At 69.4% G+C, this 15543-nt stretch carries 14 protein-coding genes; 3 read left to right on the forward strand and 11 right to left on the reverse strand.

Annotated features, from left to right (window positions below; all coding sequences use genetic code 11):
• Positions 1-21: 21 nt before the first annotated feature.
• Positions 22-435, forward strand: coding sequence for a DUF3040 domain-containing protein (locus ABD262_RS05460; protein WP_344132325.1), 414 nt, complete (start codon positions 22-24; stop codon positions 433-435).
• An 82-nt stretch (positions 436-517) separates the two neighbouring features.
• Here the strand turns inward: ABD262_RS05460 and ABD262_RS05465 are convergent, their stop codons facing one another.
• Both ABD262_RS05465 and ABD262_RS05470 read right to left on the reverse strand, forming a co-directional pair.
• Positions 518-1003 carry a DUF456 domain-containing protein gene (locus ABD262_RS05465; RefSeq protein ID WP_344132328.1) on the reverse strand — a complete coding sequence of 162 codons (486 nt, stop codon included), beginning with the start codon at positions 1001-1003 and terminating at the stop codon, positions 518-520.
• Positions 1004-1025: 22 nt separating this feature from the next.
• A complete protein-coding gene (locus tag ABD262_RS05470; protein ID WP_344132331.1) occupies positions 1026-1247 on the reverse strand; it encodes a DUF7455 domain-containing protein in 222 nt (73 codons plus the stop codon).
• Positions 1248-1586: 339 nt separating this feature from the next.
• On the opposite strand from ABD262_RS05470, the gene ABD262_RS05475 reads away from it, so the two are divergent.
• Positions 1587-3785 (forward strand): DNA gyrase/topoisomerase IV subunit B, encoded by a 2199-nt coding sequence (locus ABD262_RS05475; protein ID WP_425564797.1) that lies wholly within the window; start codon positions 1587-1589, stop codon positions 3783-3785.
• 168 nt (positions 3786-3953) lie between these two features.
• Positions 3954-5390: an APC family permease gene (locus ABD262_RS05480; RefSeq protein ID WP_344132337.1), complete on the forward strand. Its 1437-nt coding sequence runs from the start codon at positions 3954-3956 to the stop codon at positions 5388-5390.
• 40 nt (positions 5391-5430) lie between these two features.
• On the opposite strand, the gene ABD262_RS05485 is transcribed toward ABD262_RS05480, so the two are convergent.
• The 9 genes from ABD262_RS05485 to ABD262_RS05525 all read right to left on the reverse strand — a co-directional run bounded on the left by ABD262_RS05485 (position 5431) and on the right by ABD262_RS05525 (position 15524).
• Positions 5431-6480, reverse strand: a complete 1050-nt coding sequence (locus ABD262_RS05485; protein WP_344132340.1) for a LacI family DNA-binding transcriptional regulator — start codon at positions 6478-6480, stop codon at positions 5431-5433.
• Positions 6481-6500: 20 nt separating this feature from the next.
• Positions 6501-6662, reverse strand: a complete 162-nt coding sequence (locus ABD262_RS05490; RefSeq protein ID WP_344132342.1) for a hypothetical protein — start codon at positions 6660-6662, stop codon at positions 6501-6503.
• 88 nt (positions 6663-6750) lie between these two features.
• A complete protein-coding gene (locus ABD262_RS05495) occupies positions 6751-7653 on the reverse strand; it encodes a carbohydrate ABC transporter permease (protein ID WP_344132345.1) in 903 nt (300 codons plus the stop codon).
• Between the two features lies 1 nt (position 7654).
• Entirely contained in the window at positions 7655-8710 is a 1056-nt protein-coding gene (locus ABD262_RS05500) for a carbohydrate ABC transporter permease (protein WP_344132348.1), read from the reverse strand.
• A gap of 151 nt (positions 8711-8861) precedes the next feature.
• Complete coding sequence (locus ABD262_RS05505; RefSeq protein ID WP_425564829.1) at positions 8862-10130, reverse strand: ABC transporter substrate-binding protein; 1269 nt, start codon at positions 10128-10130, stop codon at positions 8862-8864.
• Positions 10131-10320: 190 nt separating this feature from the next.
• On the reverse strand, positions 10321-11226 hold the full coding sequence (locus ABD262_RS05510) for a ferredoxin family protein (RefSeq protein ID WP_344132354.1): 906 nt from the start codon (positions 11224-11226) through the stop codon (positions 10321-10323).
• A gap of 91 nt (positions 11227-11317) precedes the next feature.
• The gene (locus ABD262_RS05515) at positions 11318-13765 is read right to left on the reverse strand and encodes a DNA gyrase/topoisomerase IV subunit A (RefSeq protein ID WP_344132357.1); all 2448 of its coding nucleotides are present in this window, start codon (positions 13763-13765) and stop codon (positions 11318-11320) included.
• Between the two features lie 125 nt (positions 13766-13890).
• Entirely contained in the window at positions 13891-14523 is a 633-nt protein-coding gene (locus tag ABD262_RS05520; RefSeq protein WP_344132360.1) for a nitroreductase family protein, read from the reverse strand.
• A gap of 32 nt (positions 14524-14555) precedes the next feature.
• Positions 14556-15524 (reverse strand): polysaccharide deacetylase family protein, encoded by a 969-nt coding sequence (locus ABD262_RS05525; RefSeq protein ID WP_344132363.1) that lies wholly within the window; start codon positions 15522-15524, stop codon positions 14556-14558.
• Positions 15525-15543: the final 19 nt, after the last annotated feature.

Below are 15543 nucleotides of genomic sequence, written 5' to 3' on the forward strand. Positions count from 1 at the left end.
CCGAATGTCCAGGAGGTCACCGTGCCGCTCTCCGAGCACGAACAGCAGCTGCTTGAGCAGATGGAGCAGGCGCTGTATGCCGAGGACCCCAAGTTCGCCTCGCAGATGCAGGGTGCCGGTGCGCGGGCCTCGGCGCGACGACGGATGGCCGTCGGCGTGGTGGGTGTCGTGGCCGGTCTGGCACTCGTCCTGGTCGGGGTGAACACCACCATGTGGATCGGCGCCATCGGCTTTGCCGTCATGGTCGGCGCCGTCGCCTTCGCGCTCACGCCGCCGCGACGCAAGACCGCCCTCGGCACGGTCCAGCCGGACGGCAGCGTCCGGCGCTCCACCCCCGGCAGGTCGCCCGGCAAGACCAAGTCGTCCAAGTCCGGCGGGTCGTTCATGAACCGCATCGAGGAGCGCTGGGACAAGCGCCGCGACGACGGCTACTGACGAGCTCCACCCGCCCGGCTTCTGACCACGCCGGCGTCTGACCGCGCCGGCTTCTGACCACGCCGGCTTCTGACCACGCCGGTCAGGTGCGGCTGAGCAGCACGCCCACGACCCAGGTCACGGCGATGGCCAGGGCGGCGAGCAGCTCGATGCCCATCGACAGGAAGACCGCCTTCAGCGCGGCCTTGGTCGCGATCCAGGCGGCCGCCCGGTCGTGCGAGTGACCGAGCTCGACGAGGAAGATCCCGCCGACGAACCCGATGGCGGCCCCCACGACGGGGATCACGAAGAAGCCGACGACGGCCAGCAGCACCGCCAGCACCAGGGTCGAGCGGCGGACGCCGGCTTCGCGCATGCGGCGACCGGGCACGGCATACTGCAGCGCCAACCCGGCCAGGTAGAGCACGGCGCACACGCCGAAGACCGACCAGCCGACCGTGCTCTGCGTGTCGAACGCCCACACCAGGACGCCAGCGAGGCAGAGCAGCAGCCCGGGGATCACCGGAATGACGATCCCCACCATCCCGATCAGGATCAGGACGGCGGGGACCCAGAGCGTGGCCTCCATCAGGAGGTCCGGAGTCGCGTTCCTACCGCTCCTCGAGCGGAGCGACCGGGGGGGTCTCGTTGAGACGCTCGGTCTCGTCGACGATGTCGGCGTGCTCGCGCAGCTTCGGCAGGTGCTCGCGTCCGTGGTGGGCGCAGAACAGCAGCACGCCACCAGCGTGAAGGCGAGCGCGCACGTAGGCCTGGGCGCCGCAGCGGTCGCAGCGGTCGGCCGCGGTCATAGAGGGTGCCAGTGCAGTGGTCACGTCAGCCTTCCTTTCGTTGCGCCCGGGGGCGCGTTGTCTCTGATGAGACGTCCTACCCCGAACTTCGGTTGATCCACCCGGGGATTGATTTCCCGTGTGGCCCGTCCGGTGCCGTGGTCAACAGTCAAGCACGCCACGTTCTTCCCAGTCGGTATTGGGTCGTCATGTGGGCCATCTCATGTCGCATTGGGGGATTCGTAGGTCGGGCGTCCGGTGGATGGGAAATCGGGGGCTGCAGTGGGTGGCTCCGCGGTGCCGCGTGCCTGCACGGTGACGGGGGAGGCGCGAGATAACGTGGGGCCCAGCCCTGTGTGTGAGCTCGTCCGAGTTCGAATGAGCATGCGTGAGCACGCAGGAGTCGCCAGAACCCACCACAGGAGCACAGCACCGTTGGCCACCGCCACCACCGCCAAGAAGGCCGCGACCACCAAGTCGACGTCGGACTACAGCGCGCACCACCTGCAGGTCCTCGAGGGCCTCGAGGCGGTCCGCAAGCGCCCCGGCATGTACATCGGCTCGACCGACGGTCGGGGCCTCATGCACTGCCTCTGGGAGATCATCGACAACGCGGTGGACGAGGCCCTGGCCGGGGTGTGCGACCACATCGAGGTCGTCCTCTACCGCGACGGGTCGGTCGAGGTGCGGGACAACGGCCGCGGCATCCCGGTGGACATCGAGCCGCGCACCGGGCTGACCGGTGTCGAGGTGGTCTTCACCAAGCTCCACGCCGGCGGCAAGTTCGGTGGCGGCTCCTACACCGCCTCTGGAGGCCTGCACGGCGTCGGGGCGTCCGTGGTCAACGCCGTCTCGGCCCGGCTCGACGTCGAGGTCGACCGCGGGGGCAACACCTACGCGATGAGCTTCCGCAGGGGTGAGCCCGGCTACTTCCCCGACGTGGCCACCAACGACAAGGCCCCTGACCACGAGTTCACCCCGTACGAGCGCTCGAGCGAGCTCGCCGTCGTCGGCAAGACCAAGCGGGGCGTCACCGGCAGCCGGATCCGCTACTGGGCGGACGAGCAGATCTTCCTCAAGGACGCCGAGTTCGACTACGACGGGCTGGTCGCGCGCGCCCGCCAGACGTCGTTCCTCATCCCCGGGCTGACCCTGGTGATCCGTGACGAGCGACGCAAGCCGGGCACGGCAGGGGAGTCGGGGACCCACGTCGAGACCCTCGTCCACGACGGTGGCATCTCCGAGTTCGCCGAGTTCCTGGCTCCTGACGCCGCGGTGACCGACGTCTGGCGCCTCCAGGGCACCGGCACCTTCACCGAGACCGTGCCCGTCCTCGATGCCAACGGCCACATGTCGCCGACCGCGGTCGAGCGCGAGTGCGCCGTCGACGTGGCGGTGCGATGGGGCACCGGCTACGACGCCAAGGTCAGCTCCTTCGTCAACATCATCTCGACCCCCAAGGGCGGCACCCACCTGGCCGGCTTCGAGCAGGCGCTGCTCAAGGTGTTCCGCAAGCAGCTCGAGGTCAACAGCCGGCGGCTCAAGGTCGGCAGTGACAAGCCCGAGAAGGACGACGTCCTGGCTGGCCTGACCGCGGTGGTCACGGTGCGGTTGGCCGAGCCGCAGTTCGAGGGTCAGACCAAGGAGGTCCTCGGCACCAACGCCGTGCGGGCGATCGTCGCCAAGGTCGTGGAGCAGGAGCTCACCGCGCGGCTCACCTCCACCAAGCGCGGCGAGAAGGCCCAGGCCGCCCTGCTGCTGGAGAAGGTCGTCTCGGAGATGAAGTCGCGGATCAGCGCGCGGCTGCACAAGGAGACCCAGCGACGCAAGAACGCGCTGGAGACGAGCAGCCTCCCGGCCAAGCTGGCCGACTGCCGGTCCACCGACGTCGAGCGGTCCGAGCTGTTCATCGTCGAGGGGGACAGCGCCCTCGGCACCGCGAAGCTGGCGCGCTCGAGCGACTACCAGGCGCTCCTGCCGATCCGCGGCAAGATCCTCAACGTCCAGAAGGCCTCGGTCTCGGACATGCTCAAGAACGCCGAGTGCGCCGCGATCATCCAGGTGATCGGCGCCGGCTCCGGACGGTCCTTCGACCTCGACGTGGCCCGCTACGGCAAGGTCATCATCATGACCGACGCCGACGTCGACGGTGCCCACATCCGCACGCTGCTGCTCACCCTCTTCTTCCGCTACATGCGTCCCCTCGTCGAGGCCGGCAGGGTGTATGCCGCCGTGCCCCCCTTGCACCGCATCGAGGTCATCAACCCGGGCTCGAAGAAGAACGAGCTCATCTACACCTACTCCGAGAAGGAGATGCGCACGACGATGGCCTCCCTCGGGAAGCGGGGCAAGAACATCAAGCAGCCCCTGCAGCGCTACAAGGGCCTCGGGGAGATGGACGCCGACCAGCTGGCCGAGACGACGATGGACCCCCGTCACCGCACCCTGCGCAAGGTGACCCTGCGTGACGCCGAGGCCGCCGAACGGGTCTTCGAGCTGCTGATGGGCAATGACGTCGCACCCCGCAAGGACTTCATCGTGGACTCGGCCGCCGGCCTGGACCGCGAGCGGATCGACGCCTGACCGCTGCTGCGACCGACGCCGCCGACCACGGCCTCGGCGGCACCGACGCGCGGTGCCCGAGCCGCGGCATACGCGGCGTTTGTCGTTGCCCGTGCGGGGGTTCTACGCCACTGTGGGGGTCTGCAGGGGCCGTGAAGGGCGGCCCCCGCGACCGAGAGTGGGTACGCCATGAGTGCGACGGCAGAAGTCGAGCGGTCCGAGGAGCACACCGAGCTCAAGCGGGTGATGGGGACCAAGCTCCTGTTGCTCTTCATCGTGGGGGACATCCTCGGCACCGGCGTCTACGCATTGACAGGGACGGTGGCCAAGGAGGTCGGGGGTGCCGCGTGGGCGCCCTTCGTCGTCGCGTTCGTCGTGGCGATCATGACCGCCTTCTCCTACCTGGAGCTGGTGACCAAGTACCCACAGGCGGCGGGTGCTGCGCTCTACACGCACAAGGCGTTCGGCCTCCACTTCGTCACCTTCATCGTCTGCTTCACGGTGATGTGCTCGGGCATCACGTCGGCCTCCACCGCCTCGCGCGCCTTCGCGTCCAACATGCTCAAAGGCTTCGGTGGCGACAGCAAGGACACCACCCTGATCCTCGTCGGGGCACTGGCGTTCATGACCCTCGTGGCGCTGGTCAACCTGCGCGGCGTCGGTGAGAGCGTCAAGGCCAACGTCGTGCTCACCCTGGTCGAGCTCTCCGGCCTGTTGCTCGTCATCATGGTCGGCTTCTACGCGCTGTTCGCCGGCAAGACCGACTTCAGCCGCACCATGGTGTTCGACAGCCCCAGCGACAAGAGCGCCTTCTTCGCGGTCACGGCGGCGACCTCGCTGGCCTTCTTCGCGATGGTGGGCTTCGAGGACTCGGTCAACATGGCCGAGGAGACCAAGGACCCGGTCCGGATCTTCCCGCGGATGATGCTCACCGGGCTGGGCATCACCGGGGTCATCTACATCCTGGTCTCCCTGTTCGCGGTCGCGATCGTGCCCGTCGGACTCCTCGGCGAGAGCGAGACCCCCCTGGTCAAGGTCGTCGAGACGGCCGCGCCCGGGATCCCGATCGAGAAGCTGCTGCCGTTCATCTCGATGTTCGCGGTGGCCAACTCGGCGCTGATCAACATGCTGATGGCCAGTCGGCTCCTCTACGGCATGGCCAAGCAGGAGGTGCTACCGCCGTTCCTGGGCAAGGTGCACCCGAAGCGGCGCACCCCGTGGGTGGCGATCCTGTTCACCACGGCGCTGGCCTTCGGCCTGATCTACTTCGTGTCCAACGCCAGCGACAAGGCGACCGCCGTGCTCGGTGGCACCACCGCCCTGCTGCTGCTCGGGGTCTTCACCATCGTCAACATCTGTGTGCTCGTGCTGCGCAAGGACCCCGTCGACAGCGACCACTTCCTGACGCCCACCGTGATCCCCATCATCGCGGGCGTCTGCTGCGCCTTCCTCGTCACGCCGTTCACGGGCCGCGACACGGAGCAGTACGTCGTGGCCGGCTGGCTGCTGGCGCTGGGAGTCGTGCTGTGGGCGATCACCTGGTTCGCGAACCGTGCGCTGCGGGCCAAGAAGACCTACCTGCGCGACCCGGCCGAGCTGGGCGAGCGCGAGGGCGGCGTCAACTAGCCCGGCCGACCGCCGACCGCCGACCGCTGGCGGTCGGCCGTCAGACGCTGACGGCCGACGCCGGGGTGCGTCGCTGCTTCGCCGCGCGTGGGGGCGCCGTCGACCCGCGCACGACCAGCTCGACGTCGAGGACCTCGTCCACGACGGTGTCACCGGTCCGGCCCCGGAGCGCATCGAGCATGATCTGGCCCGCGCGGCGTCCCTGGGCCTCGACGTCCTGGCGCACCGTCGTCAGGTCGAAGATCTCGGCGTGGACGTGGTCGTCGATCCCGATCACCGACAGGTCCTCGGGGACCCGCAGCCCGTGCCGTCGAGCGGCACTGAGCACCCCGAAGGCCATCTCGTCGGACGCCGCGATCACGCAGGTGGGGAGGTGGGGGAGCACGAAGAGGCGGTCGGCGTGGTCAGCCGCTCCGGCGGCGGTCCAGTCGCACTCGAGGGTCCACTCCGGCGGGCAGACCAGCCCGTGGTCGGACATCACCTTGGCGAACGCGTCCCGCCGGTCGAACGGCGTCTGGAGGTGGGTGATCGAGGCCGGCACCGTGCCGGCGTAGCCGATGTCGCGGTGGCCCAGCTCGATCGCGTAGCGCGTGGCCACGGCCATCGCCTCCCGGTCGTCGATCCGGACCGAGGGCCAGCCGGGCTGTCGGTTGCCCACTGTCACCACCGGCATACCGAGGCGGTCGAGGAGGGAGCGCTCGGCGGGGGTGGGCGGCACGTTGAGGATGATCACGCCATCGGCGCGCTTCCAGAGCATGGTCTGGGTGATCGGCAGCCGGGTGTCGAAGGTGTGTCCCTCGAGGTCGCAGAGCAGGACGTGGAAACCCTCCTCGCGCAGGACCTTCTCGATGCCGCTGACGACCGTGGCGAAGAACCACCGGTTGAAGTAGGGGGTGACCACGCCGACGCCCCGCGTGCGACCGGAGACGAGGCTGGTCGCGGCGGGGGAGGCGACGTAGTGCAGCTCGGTGGCTGCGGCGAGCACACGGTCGCGTGTGCGGGGGCTCACCCGGTCCACCCCGCGCAAGGCGCGGGACACGGTGGCCACGGACACGCCGGCGGCCTTGGCCACATCGCCGATGGTGGTCATCTCGCACCCCCGTTCGAGGTCTAGACGCCGGTGTTGCGCCGCAGCCGCCAGACGAACCAGAGGACTGCCAGGAGGACCGCGAGGAGCACGGCGGACGCTGCCGCCGACTCCCCGCGGACTTCCAGGACGACCGTCTGGACCACGGCCATGAACGCGAAGAACCCGATGATTCCGAGCAGCATGTCGAGCCGTTGGGCTCTCGCCCGTGGTCCGCCCGTGCCGCCCCCTGGGTTGAAGATTCCCATGGGTGCTGGGGGTTTCGGCTCGCGCCTAGCCCTTCACACCTCCCGCCGTGAGACCGGAGACGATCGCGCGTTGGAAGACGAGCACCATGATGATGAGGGGCACGGTGACGATGGTTCCTGCCGCCATGACCGCGGTGTACGGCTCCTGGTGGGGTTGGGCGCCAGTGAAGTACGCGATCGCGACCGTGACTGTCTGCGTCTGTTTCGTCGAGAACTGGGCGGCCAGGAGGAACTCGTTCCAGCTGGAGATGAAGGCCAGGATCGCGGTGGTGAAGAGCCCGGGTGCCGCGAGCGGGAGCATGATCTTGCGGAACGCCTGGCTCGGGGTGCAACCGTCGATCCGGGCCGACTCCTCGAGCTCCCAGGGCATCTCGGACAGGAACGCCGTCAACGTGTAGATCGTCAGCGGCAGGGCGAACGAGATGTTGGGGATGATCAGCGCCTGGTAGTTGGCGCCGGTCAGCCAGCCGAAGTTGGAGAACATCTGGAACAACGGCGACACCAGGGCGACGCCGGGGAACATCGAGGCCCCGAGGATCACGCCGAGCACCGCGTACTTGCCCGGGAAGTCGAGCCGAGCCAGCGCGTAGGAGGCAAAGACCCCGACGAGCATGGCGACGGTCGTCGTCAGGACCCCGATGATGATCGAGTGCACGAGGGCAGCGCCGAAGTGGTTGCCTCGATCGGTCGAGAAGGCAGTCGTGAAGTTGTCCAACGTGACGTGGGTCGGCCACGGAGTCGTGTCGAAGGTGTACCCGACGTCACGAAAGGCCGTGACGACCATCCAGTAGAAGGGCGCGAGACCCCAGATGACCAGGGCCGCGAGGCCCAGGTACATCCGGATCTTGGCGTTCCGATCGCTCTTGAAGTGGATCTCCTGGGCCTCGGTCCGTCCCGAGGTGGGAGGTGCGGCGGTCGTGGCGGTCATCTCAAGCTCCCGGGGTGGTTGCGTTGGCGGCGACCGGATTGCCGACCGCGGCGTCCGGTTCCTTCTTCTTGGCCTTCGGTGGTCGCTGCACCACATCCGCGCCACCGAACTTGATGAACAGGAAGGCGGTGAAGGCGATGAGGAGGAAGACGATGGTGGACAGGGCCGAGGCACTGTGGAAGCCGCCGCGGATCTGCTTGATGACCAGCATCGACAGGGAAGTGGTGCCACCACCACCGTTGGTCAGGATCGCCGGCAGGTCGTAGATGCGCAGCACGTCGAGCGTGCGGAACAGCACCGCCACCATGAGCGGCACCTTGACCAGGGGCAGCGTGATCTTGATGAACGTCTGCCACTTCGAGGCGCCGTCGATCTGGGCCGCCTCGTACACGTCGCCGGGGACCAGCTGCAGGCCAGCCAGGATCAGGAGCGCCATGAACGGCGTGGTCTTCCAGACGTCCGCGATGATGATCGCGAACTTGGCCGCCCACGGGTCGCTGGTCCACAGCTGTGCGTTGATTCCCACGAACCCGAGCAGCCGGTTCGCGATGCCGTCGAACGCGAAGATGAACAACCACAGCTTGGCGGTGACGGCGGTGGGGATCGCCCACGGCACGAGGATCGCGGCGCGGACCAGCCCGCGGCCCTTGAAGTCGCGGTTCATGATCATCGCGAACCACATGCCGAGGATGAGCTCGACGACCACACTGACCACGGTGAAGAACAGGGTCACCCACAGCGCGTCGTAGAACTGGGCGCCCAGGGTGCCGGGCGGGCAGTCGACCTCGCCGCACTTCTGGAGCAGCCAGTGGGTGTAGTTGGAGATCCCTGCGTTGCCACCCTCGACGAACAGACCGGTGGCCGGGTCCAGTCCCGCGTCCTTCTGGAAGGACAGCTGGATCGCCCTGAGGAGTGGATAGATGATGATGACGGCCAAGAACAGCATCGTGGGCGCCACGAGCAGCAGGCCCTGGCGGCCCTGGCCCGCGTTGAGGCCCTTGGTCTTCTTTGGCTTCGTCTCAGTTGGCCGCGATGGTGCGGTTGTGGCTGCGCTCATGCCTGCTCCTAGCCCGGGAGATGCGTCTCAGGGTGGGTCGAGATGACGGTCGAGTCGAGCTTCGACCAAACGTGCGAAATGTAGGGTTCCTGCAGGTGTGGGGGTGGCCCCGTGGGGCCACCCCCACACCTTGGGATGTTGCGTGGGTTGGTCAGCCGCCGGCTGCCATCATGGCGGCCTGCATGTCCTTCACCGCGGCCTCAGGCGTCTTCTGGCCCTGGATGGCCGCGTAGAAGTTGTCCTGGATGGCCTGGGTCACCTGCGGGTAGAACGGAGTCACCGGACGCGAGACGGCGTTGGCGATGGACTCCTTGAGCACCGGGAGGTACGGGTACTTCTTGACCAGCGCCTCGTCGGTGTAGATGGACTCGATGACGGGTGCCAGCGAACCCTTCTCCATGTTGGTCTTCTGCTGCTCCTCACTCGTGAGGAACTTCAGGAAGTCCAGCGCGGTGGCCTTGTTCTTCGAGAACGCGCTGATGGCGGCCATGTGACCACCCAGGGTTGACGTACCCGGGCCGCTGACGCCGGGGAGCGGGGCAACCTTGAACTTGCCCTTGACCTTCGACGCTGCGTCGGTGCTGGCCAGGTTGTAGACGTACGGCCAGTTGCGCAGGAACAGCAGCTTGCCGTCCTCGAACGCCGCACGGCTCTGCTCCTCCTGGTAGGTGATCGCCTGCTTGGGGATGTCACCGTTCTTGTAGTGGTCGGCGAGCTCCTTCAGACCCCTGGCCGCCTCCGGGGAGTCGACGGTGGGCTTGCCCGCGTCGTCGACGACCTTGGCGCCATAGGCGTTCATCCACTCGGTGGCGTTGCAGGTGCCGCCCTCGTACTTGGCGAACTGGCCGGCGAAGCAGTCCATGCCGTTCTGCTTGGCGATGGAGCACATGCCCCACATCTCGTCGATCGTCTTCGGCGGGGTCTTCACCAGGTCGCTGCGGTAGTAGAGCATCGCGCCATCAGACGACGTTGGTGCCGCGAACAGCGTCTTGTTGTAGGTCGCGGCCTTGACGGTCGGCTCGAGGAACCCGGTCGTCGGCAGCGCGTAGGTGTCCTTGAGTGGCGTCAACCAGCCCTTGGCGGCGAACTCGGCCGTCCAGACCACGTCGACCGACACGACGTCGTAGCTCGGGTCCTTGGCCTGGAAGTGCTGCACGAGGTCGTCGTGCTGCTGGTCGGCCTGGTCGGACTGCTCCTTGACCGTCACCTTCTCGTTCGGGTGAGCCGCGTTCCACTTGTCAGCCATCGGGCCGAGCAAGCCGCTGTTGTCCTTGCCCTGGACGTAGGTGATCGGCCCGCGGGCCGCCTTGCCGGTGTCGGACGTGCCGCCCGAGTTGCCACTATCTCCGCCGCAGGCCGCGGCAACGAGCGCCACGGCCACAGCTCCGGCCATCACCGTAAGGGTGCGCCGCTGGTGCATTCGAAGGGCCATACGCCCGCCTCCATCTTCTCGCGTGGCGCTGGGGCGGACTGCCCTCAGCGCTGAGGTGAACCGAGTTCATGTAAACGTTTACGCTCCGCCGCCGCAATCCGAACATGGCGTGGTTCCGGTAACGATTCCGTAACTCGGCGGCCATCGAGGCGTGACGCGTCGGAGTTGTCCGGATCCGTCAGTCGAGGAGACGTCCGACGCGGTCCACGACCCGGACCGGGGTCTTGCCGCACGACTCGGGCAGCTCCGTGCGTGCGCGGCTCTCGAGGGCGACGTGCCAGACGCGACCGTCACTGTGCCGCACCGTGAAGGAGCCGCCGTCACCGTCCTCGTCACCGTCTTCGACGCCGGTCCCGCCTGCGTCCGCGACGCTGAGCGCGGTCAGGTCGGTGATCCCCGCCTGGTCCCGGACGAACGACTCGGCGGCCTGGTGGGGCCCGGACAGCGGGCTGCGCCCGCGGTCGTGCAGCGGGCCGAGCACCGAGCGCGGCACGTGTCCCGTGCCGGCCACCGCCAGCACCTCGGCGCTGGTGGCCGCATCGAGTCGAGCCAGCGTGGCGCCGTAGGGCAGCAGCACGCCGGTCGGGGCGAAGCGGTGTCCGCCCGTGTGCGACGCCTCCCACACCCTCCCCGGGTGGGCCGCGGACGACTCCAGTGCCACGGGACGCCCGCGGACGGCGCAGCAGACGTCGCGGCGGCCGTTGGTGCACACCAGGAGGATCGGCTCGGCGGGCGCGGCGCCCGGCGCGGTCGCGAGCACGGCCTCGCGGTCGCCGCGGGCGAGCGCGTCGAGGTCGATGTCGAGGAGGGTGCCCGGGTCCGCGACCGACAGCTGCAACAGCCAGGGCGCGTCACCCGCCCACGCCAGGTATGCCGTGTGGCCGGCTGCGTGGGCGTCGTCGGCGTGTCGGCCGGGCCGACGGATGAGCGAGAGTCGACCACCTCGCTCCGCACACGCCTGGGAGAGCGAACGTCCTACTGCGGCAGGCAGATGCGACTCGGTGGCCGCATCGCGACCCCAGGGTCCGGCCTGTTCGAGCGCGACGAAGAACGTCGCCAGTGCGGCCGTGCCGTAGGCGCTCACGTCGGCTCGGTCGAAGCCCACCGAGCAGGCATCCGGCGCCGGGGTGGCATGAGTCGCGGGGCCCCGGGGAGTCGACGTCACGACCGCGTCGTCACGAGAGTGGCGGCCCGGCGATGCGGGCGATGGCGGTGGCCGCCGGGACACCCGACCCGTCTCGTCGGCCGGTCGCCTCGGGCAGGTCGAGGGCCACGCCGTTGGCCGCCGCGGCCCGAGCGGGCAGCGCGCCGGCCCAGGCCAGGACCAGGGTGTCCTCACCCTTGAGGAACCGGTGGCAGCGGACCCCGCCGGTGGCCCGTCCCTTGGGTGGGTACTCCGAGTAGGGCGTGACCTTCAGCGATCCCGGCTCGGTCCCCGGAAGGGCCCCCGAGGACCCCGAGGAGGTGACCACCACGCCCTCGGCGCCCTGGGGCACCGCGCCGAAGAACGCGACCCGCTGGCCGGCCCCCAGCTTGATCCCGGCCATGCCGCCGGCGGCCCGTCCCTGGGGTCGCACGGCCGCCGCACCGAAGCGCAACAGCTGGGCGTCGGAGGTGATGAAGACGAGGTCCTCCGTGCTGGTGGCCAGCTCGACCGCTCCCACGACCTCGTCGCCGTCCCTCAGGGAGACGATCTCGAAGTCGGCGCGGGCCGGGTAGTCGGGCGCGACCCGCTTGACGACACCCTGGGCGGTGCCCAGGGCGATGCCGGCCGACTCGGCGGAGACCGACACGAGGGTCAGCGGCTCCTCCCCGGACGGCAGGTCGACGTAGGCCGCCAGGGGCGCGCCGCCGGACAGGCTGGGCGACCCGTTGGTCGGAGGCAGCGTCGGCAGCTCCAGCGCCGACAACCGCACCAGCCGGCCCCTCGACGTGACGAGCCCGACCTCCCCGCGGGCGGTGGTGCGGACTGCTCCGACGAGGGCGTCGTGCTTGCTGCGAGCCGAGTCCGGCGGCAGCGGGTCGGCGGACCCGGTGCGGGCCATCAGCCCGGTCGAGGAGAGCAGCACCCAGCACGGGTCGTCGGCGACCTCGAGCGGTGTGGTGGTCGTCGCCGGCACGCCGGCCGACTCCAGCAGGACCGTCCGCCGGGGTGTCCCGTGCGCCTTGGCGACGTCGGCGAGCTCGGTGGAGACCGTCTTCATCAGCAGCTTCTCGTCACCGAGGATCGCTTCGAGCTCTTCGATGAGCCGCTCGAGCTCGGTCTTCTCCTTGTCGAGCTCGAGCCGGCTGAACTTGGTCAGGCGGCGCAGCTGGAGCTCGAGGATGTAGTTGGCCTGCGCCTCGGAGAGGTCGAAGACGTCGATCAGCCGGCTGCGCGCCGCGGCCGCGTCGTCCGAGGTGCGGATCACCTGGATGACCTCGTCGATGTCGAGGATCGCGATGAGCAGCCCCTCGACGAGGTGCAGCCGGTCCTTGTACTTGGTCAGCCGGTACTCGGTGCGGCGACGCACCACGTCGGTGCGGAAGTCGACGTAGACCCGAAGGAGGTCCTTGAGCCCCAACGTCTTCGGCTGGCCGTCGACGAGGGCGACGTTGTTGATGGAGAAGGAGTCCTCCATCGGGGTCAGCTTGTAGAGCTGCTCGAGGACGGCGTCGGGGTTGAAGCCGTTCTTCACCTCGATGACCAGCCGCAACCCGTGCTTGCGGTCGGTCAGGTCCTTGACGTCGGAGATGCCCTGGAGCTTCTTGGACTGGACCGCGTCCTTGATCTTCTCGATCACCTTCTCAGGACCCACGAGGTAGGGGAGCTCGGTGACGACGATGCCCATCCGCCGGGGCGAGGTCTTCTCGATCCGGGTGGTGGCCCGCGTGCGGAAGCTGCCGCGACCACCCAGGTAGGCGTCACGGATCCCGTCGAGCCCGATGATCCGGCCGCCCTGGGGCAGGTCGGGGCCCGGCACGAACCGCATCAGGTCGTCGAGCGAGCAGGTGGGGTTGGCGATGAGGTGACGCGCGGCCCCGATCACCTCGACGAGGTTGTGCGGTGCCATGTTCGTGGCCATGCCGACGGCGATCCCGCTGGCCCCGTTGACGAGGAGGTTCGGGAAGGCAGCGGGGAGGACGGCCGGCTGGAGGAGCTGGTCGTCGTAGTTGGGGATGAAGTCGACGGTCTCCTCGTCGAGACCCGTGACCATCAGCATCGCCGCCGGCGCCAGGCGGGCCTCTGTGTAGCGGGACGCCGCCGGGCCGTCGTCGAGCGAGCCGAAGTTGCCGTGGCCGTCCACCAGCGGCAGGCGCATCGTGAACGGCTGGGCCATGCGGACCAGGGCGTCGTAGATCGCCGTGTCACCGTGCGGGTGGTACTTGCCCATCACGTCGCCGACGACGCGGGAGGACTTCACGTGGCCGCGGTCGGGTCGCAGACCCATCTCGGACATCGAGTACAGGATGCGGCGCTGCACGGGCTTGAGACCGTCGCGTGCGTCGGGCAGGGCGCGCGAGTAGATGACGGAGTAGGCGTACTCGAGGAACGCCCCCTGCATCTCCTCCTCGACGTCGATGTCGACGATCCGCTCGACGTAGGTCTCGTCGGCCGGTGCGGGTGGGGTCTTGCGGGCCATGCGTGCGTGCAACTCCTCGCGGTCGTCCCCGCACGGCGCGGGGATCCCCCCAATCTTGTCCCACGGCCAGACGGGGCTCACTTCCGACTCGCCGCAGGACCTCGTTCGGCTCAGCCACCGAGCCTCTACCCGGCTCCGCTGCTTCCGCCGAAGTGCCCCCAGTGCACCACCTCGGCCGTCGCCTTGCGGGGCCGGGTCCGGCTGGACCCCTCGGTGCGCCGCAGCTCGTGGCCGAGGGCCACGACGCCCACGAGCCTGCGGTTCGCCGGTATGCCGTGGGCCCGCCTGACCTCCTCGTGCCGCGCCGCAGGGATGCCGAAGAACAGTGCTCCGAGGTCCTGGTCGACGGCGGCGAGCAGCATCAGCATCGCGGCCATGCCGGTGTCGACGTCCCAGTAGGGGACCGGCCACCGAGCGGGGTCACGGTCGTCCCAGCCCTTGTCGGGCTCGGCGTACCGGTCGAGGTAGGTGTCGGGGTCGGACAGGCAGAGCACCAGCACCGGCGCTGCGGACACCCCGGCCAACCAGCGGTCCGCCGGTGCCCCGTCCGGCAGGTCCGGGTCGCGGGTGGCGTCCCAGAACCGCCGCCGGTCGGCCGCCTGGAGGAGGACGACGAAGTCCCAGCCCTGGCTGAACCCGGCGCTGGGGGCCCGCTGCGCGGCATACAGGACGGCGTCGACGGCCGCGCGGGGCACCGGACGGTCGGGGTCGAAGCGGCGCACCATCCGACGGCGGCGCAGCACGTCACGGAACTCCACGCGGGTCTCCTCCCGGCCGGTCGCCCCGCAGGTCAGCGCAGGGCCTCGAGGGTGACGAAGCCGTACCCAGCGGCACGGTACCCCGCGATGATCCTGGCCAGGGCGTCGGCGTCGAGGGTGGTGTGGTCGTCGGGGTTGGCACCCACGTGCATGAGGACGATCTGCCCGGGTGCCCGGTTGCGCAGGACCCGGTCGACCACGGAGTCGACGCTCTGACCGCCGCTCGTGCCCTTCCAGCCGAGCGAGTCGGTGGTCCAGCCCACCGCGCCGTAGCCCGCAGCGTGCACCCGACCGAGGCTGCGCGCGTCATAGTCGCCGTAGGGGAAGCGGAAGAAGGGCTTCGGGTCGCGCGCGGTCGCGGCCAGGATGGCCGACCGCGTGCGGGTCAGCTGGGAGGTCGTCTCGGCGGCCGAGAGCACGGGGAAGTGCGGGTGGCTCCAGCTGTGGTTCCCGACCGGGCCCCGCCGGGCCATCGCGGCGGTCAGACCCGGGTTGGTCGAGGCGAACTGCCCGGTCACGAAGAAGGAGGCCGGCACCCCTTTGCTGCCCAGCACGGCGAGGATCTTCGACGCGCCCTGGGCGCCCGCCCCACCGTCGAAGGTCAGGGCGACGACGCGGTGGCTCGTGGGGATCCTGGTCACCACCGGGCCGGCCAGGGACCGCGGCAAGGTCGACGCGGACGGCGTGGGGGTGGGCGGGCGAGTCGGGGGACTCGTCGGACGAGGAGGTGGGGTGGTGTGTGGGGGCGGGGTCGAGGAGCGCGTCGGGCTCGGGGACGACGACGGGCTCCGGGACGACGTCGAGGAGGAGGCGGTGGTCGTGGTGGTCGTGGAGGACGGGGTGGTCGGGGTGGTCGTGGAGGACGTGCTGCCCGACGGGCTGCGGGTGGGGGTGGCGGCCGGCGGCGAGGAGCAGGCCGCCAGCAGGATGGAGGAGAGCAGCACCACCGAGGTGAGCAGACCGCTCGCCGCGGGCCTCCCGACTCGGTGGTTCGACCTCATACCCCCACGGTGTCGCTGC

Source organism: Pedococcus bigeumensis, from assembly GCF_039531795.1.
In the GTDB taxonomy this organism is placed as follows: Bacteria; Actinomycetota; Actinomycetes; order Actinomycetales; family Dermatophilaceae; genus Pedococcus; species Pedococcus bigeumensis.